Raw genomic sequence first — 4,442 nt, 5'->3', positions numbered from 1 at the left:
TCATTCGAGTCTGCGGACCGCCTTTGTTTATGAAGGCTGTTTTTTCACAGCCCCTCTATGCCTAATACGTCAAAGGAAACGCATAGATAGCAAAGGAACAAAACAAACGGCTTCAGGCCATCACGGCTTTGCGCGGCAGGTGCGAGATAACCTTGGCACCGGCTTTTTCTACGGCCTTTTCCGCGAGGACTTCTGTCGCATCGATGAAATTGCCCTCGAGATGGTACATCTCTACAGCCACCGGCACTTCCGTGCAGCCGAGCACAAAAGCCTCGCAGCCTTCGTCAGCCATCTTCTTCAGAGCCATGCGTACGGCCGTCGTATCGTAGCTCATGTCGCCGGCTTTGACGCCATCGTAAATCATGCCGTGCACGGCTTCTTCTGCTTCGCCCTGCGGCTGTACGACCTCGACGCCCTCGCGTGCCAGAGCGCGCTGATAAAGGCCCGACTTGCACGTGCCGGCCGAAGCGAGCAGGCCGACTTTGCGATAGCCTTCTTTGGCGCAGAACTTAGCCGTCTCCTCAATCATGTTGATGACGGGGATTCTCAGATGCGGCAGCATGAGCGGCAAGAAGTAATGTGCCGTGTTGCAGCCCATGATGAGGAAATCCGCGCCGCCATTCGTCAGGCGCTCAGCCGACTTCATGAGCTCCGGCAGCGGGCTCTCGCCTTTGCCGAGAATGGCTGCCGTGCGGTCAGGGATATTCGTGTTGTTGTCTACGAGAATAGGAATATGGTCCTGATCTTCACGCGCATCTGTGGCGAGAATGACCTTTTTCATGAGGTCCACCGTTGCCATCGGGCCCATACCGCCAATAATACCAATCGTCTTCATCATGACCACTCCTCTATGTTACGGCGCCCTGCGCCAGTCAAAATCTTTTCTTGTTATCAGCATATCATTTTGGTAGTATATAAACAAATACATATAATTATATAATATCTATCGAAATATTTTATGGCACAAAAGGAGATATATTCATATGCAGGGAATGGATTATGTCTATGCGGTCTGGCAGGAAAAAAGTTTTTCCGCCGCCGCGCGCAAGCTCTTTGTCTCACAGCCGGCACTGTCGGCCTCGGTGCGCAAAGTCGAAAAAGAACTCGGCCTGCCCATCTTCGACCGCAGCACTTCGCCGCTGCAGCTCACGGACGCGGGCCGCGCCTACATCGAGGCCGCGGAGCGCATCTTCCGCATCAAGAAGGACCTCAAGAGCTACTGCGACGACCTTGCCGGGCTCGAAAGCGGCACGCTGCAGCTCGGCGGCACGAATTTTTTTGCTTCGTGCTTCCTGCCGCCGATGATTGAGGCCTTCAGCCAGCGCCATCCGCATATCGCCCTGTCGGTCACGGAGTCGGACTCGGCCGACCTCTTCAATAAACTGACAACCGAAGAGCTCGACGTCATCGTCGACAGCGGTATTTACGACGAGACACTTTTTGAGGCAGTGCCCTTCTATCAGGACCACATCCTGCTGTCGGTGCCGGCGTCGTACCCCATCAATGAAAAATTTCCCGCTTACCGCATGACGCGTCAGGACATCCTCATGGGACGCCATCTAAGGCCGCAGATGCCCGCCGTACCGCTCGTGGCTTTTGAGGAGACGGATTTTTTGATTCTCGGCAAGGGCAACGATATGTACCGCCGCTCGAAAAAATTATTCCAGCACAATGGCTTTACCCCGTGCGTGCGGCTTTACCTCAACCAGCTCATGACAGCGTACCATATGGCACGTCAGGGACTCGGAGCTACGTTCCTGACAGATACGCTCGTGCGGCTGTCGGCGCCAAATGAAGCACTCGTTTATTACAAGCTCGAGGATGAAGAAGCCGCTCGGCAGATTTTTCTCGCGGTGAAGCGCCGGGGATACCGGACAAAGGCGATGCAGGGATTTATCGAAAGCAGTCTGGCCCTCTACCGCGGCGAATAATGTTTTCAGGTTATGGCATAAAAAAACTGCCCTCATAGGGCAGTTTTTTTGCTATCGCATAATCTTCGCTCGGAAAACGAGATATTTTTATAAGAGAGTCGAACGAAGAGTATCGCCGCTCTGCTGGCAGAGGTATGCTGGGGCAATGTCGAGGACGGTACGGCAGCCGGTCTGACCTTCCTGGGCGAGACGATAAGCGGCACGGGCATAGGCGACGAGGACGCTCGTGGTGAATTCTGGGTTGGAGTCGAGCTTCAGGGAGAATTCGATGATGTGGTTATGCTCTTTTTCGTGGCCCGTGCGTCCGGAACGGATGACGAAGCCGCCGTGAGCAAGGCCGCTGTGGTTCTTCTTGAGCTCTTCTTCGCTGATGAAGTGTACGGTCGTATCGTATTCATCGAAGTAGTTCGGCATGGTCTTGATGGCATTTTCGACGTAAGCGGCATCAGCGCCTTCTTCGAGGACGACATAGCATTCACGCGTGTGTTTCTGGCGCGTGGTGAGGTCCGGATTCGAGCCGGAGCGCACAGCTTCGAGAGCTGCTTCTACTGGAACGGTGTACTGCTTAGCATCTTTTACGCCCTTGATGCGGCGGATAGCGTCGCTGTGGCCCTGGCTGACGCCTTTGCCCCAGAACGTGTAGTCCTTGCCGTGCGGCAGGATGGCGTTGCTGTAGACGCGGGCGAGGGAGAACAGGCCCGGGTCCCAGCCGACGGAGATGATGCCGAGATGACCGCTCTCTTTGGCTGCATTGTCGACCGCAGCAAAATGCTCAGGAATGCGTGCGTGCGTATCAAAGCTGTCGATGACATTGAAGTATTTGACGTATTCCGGCGTCTGCTTCGGCAGGTCCGTGGCGCTGCCGCCGCAGAGAATCATGACATCGATTTTGTCGCTCCAATCCTCAACATCCTTGACGCTGACGACAGGAACATTCTTGGACCAGATTTTGACGCTTGCCGGGTCGCGGCGCGTGAAGACGGCCACGAGCTCCATGTCGTCGTTTTCCTCAACGGCGCATTCTACGCCGCGGCCAAGGTTGCCATAACCGAGAATACCAATGCGAATGCTCATAAAAACACCTTCCTGTTCTAAAAACAATGTTGAAAATCCCATCTCCAGTATACTATAAGAAGATACACAGGCAAATAGGAAAAATCACATTTGCGGAAAACAGGACAATAATCAAAGGTCATCAACAAGCGCGGTGCTCTTGGCGTAGGCCGTGCTGCGGCCTTCGATAAAGTCGGTCTTGATGAAATTCGGGTTGGCATACTGACTGACCCAGCGCATGGATGAAGGTTCTTCTTCGTGGCCTTCATAAAGCGGACCGAGGCCGATGCTCTCGGCGCGGGCATTGCCGAGGTAGAGAACGTAGTCTTCTATCATCTTCTCATTGAGTCCCTCGACCTCGTTGCCGATGGCATATCTGCCCCAGGCGATTTCCTGACGCACGCCTTCTTTAATCATCTCACGCATCATCTCTTCATTTGCCGGCGTGAAGAGGTCCGGCTCTTCGCCGCGCAGGTCGCGCAGGATATTGCGGAACAGCCAGAGGTGCGTGTTCTCATCGCGGTTGATGTAGCGGATTTCCTGCACAGAGCCCGGCATATGGCCAATGCGGCCGAGGTTGTAGAAGAACATGAAGCCCGAATAGAAGTAGATGCCCTCGAGGATGTAATTGGCGACGAGCACGCGCAGGAAATTCCGGCGCGACTGGTCCTGCTGGAATTCATTGTAGAGGTCGCCGATAAACGTATTGCGCCGCAGCAGATGCTCATCGTCCTTCCACTGGAAGATGATGTCCTGACGCTCGTCGGGGCTCGCGATGGTGTCGAGCATGTAGCTGTAGCTCTGCGAATGCACGCATTCCTGGAACGACTGAATGGCCAGACACAGGTCGACCTCATTGGCCGTGATATAGGCCGAGATGTTCGGCAAATTTGCGCTCTGCACAGAATCGAGGAAGACGAGGAACGACAGAATCTTGTCGTAGGCACGGCGCTCGGCCGGCGGCAGCTGGCGGTAATCCTTGACATCCTGCGCGAGGTTGATTTCTTCGGGAATCCAGAAATTATTCATGGCCTGACGGTACCAGTCCGAGGTCCATTTGTACTTCAGATTGTTGAAATCATTCATATTCGTCGTATTGCCGCCGAGCAGACGGCGCTTCGTCACGTCGATATCTCCCGCAGGATTGAACAGCGGACGTTTCTTCAGTTCTGACATAATTCCCCTTTTATCCTTTCTCTTCTCTTATTTTCCTTTGGCTGCATATCTGCATCAGGAAGAGCAGCTCTCGCATTCCTCGACTTCGAGAGATTTGCTGCGCACATAATAAATCGTCTTGACGCCCTCTTCATAGGCCTTGATGTAAAGCGCGAGGACCTGACGGAACGTGAAATCGTTCGTGATGTAGAGATTGACGCTCTGGGCCTGGTCGATATGGCGCTGACGGACGCCCGCGGCCCGTATGGACCAGGTCTGGTCGACCGTATGCGCGCTCTTGTA

General features: G+C 54.3%; 5 protein-coding genes. 1 reads left to right on the top strand and 4 read right to left on the bottom strand.

Annotation, left to right across the window (positions count from 1 at the left end; genetic code table 11):
• Nucleotides 1-112 precede the first annotated feature (112 nt).
• Complete coding sequence (gene cuyB / locus ACI4OH_RS11225; protein WP_435721504.1) at nucleotides 113-838, bottom strand: cysteate racemase; 726 nt, start codon at nucleotides 836-838, stop codon at nucleotides 113-115.
• 145 nt (nucleotides 839-983) lie between these two features.
• On the opposite strand from cuyB, the gene ACI4OH_RS11220 reads away from it, so the two are divergent.
• The gene (locus ACI4OH_RS11220) at nucleotides 984-1,931 is read left to right on the top strand and encodes a LysR family transcriptional regulator (protein WP_435721505.1); all 948 of its coding nucleotides are present in this window, start codon (nucleotides 984-986) and stop codon (nucleotides 1,929-1,931) included.
• A gap of 87 nt (nucleotides 1,932-2,018) precedes the next feature.
• Here the strand turns inward: ACI4OH_RS11220 and ACI4OH_RS11215 are convergent, their stop codons facing one another.
• The 3 genes from ACI4OH_RS11215 to ACI4OH_RS11205 form a co-directional block, all read right to left on the bottom strand.
• Nucleotides 2,019-3,005, bottom strand: coding sequence for a diaminopimelate dehydrogenase (locus tag ACI4OH_RS11215; RefSeq protein WP_302488891.1), 987 nt, complete (start codon nucleotides 3,003-3,005; stop codon nucleotides 2,019-2,021).
• A 111-nt stretch (nucleotides 3,006-3,116) separates the two neighbouring features.
• A complete protein-coding gene (locus tag ACI4OH_RS11210; protein WP_295712874.1) occupies nucleotides 3,117-4,160 on the bottom strand; it encodes a ribonucleotide-diphosphate reductase subunit beta in 1,044 nt (347 codons plus the stop codon).
• 54 nt (nucleotides 4,161-4,214) lie between these two features.
• On the bottom strand, nucleotides 4,215-4,442 hold a 228-nt coding region (locus tag ACI4OH_RS11205), incomplete at its 5' end, for a ribonucleotide reductase barrel domain-containing protein (protein ID WP_439784748.1).

Source organism: Mitsuokella apri (assembly GCF_051886055.1).
Lineage (GTDB): Bacteria > Bacillota > Negativicutes > Selenomonadales > Selenomonadaceae > Mitsuokella.
This window is presented reverse-complemented; position numbering and strand designations above follow the sequence as displayed.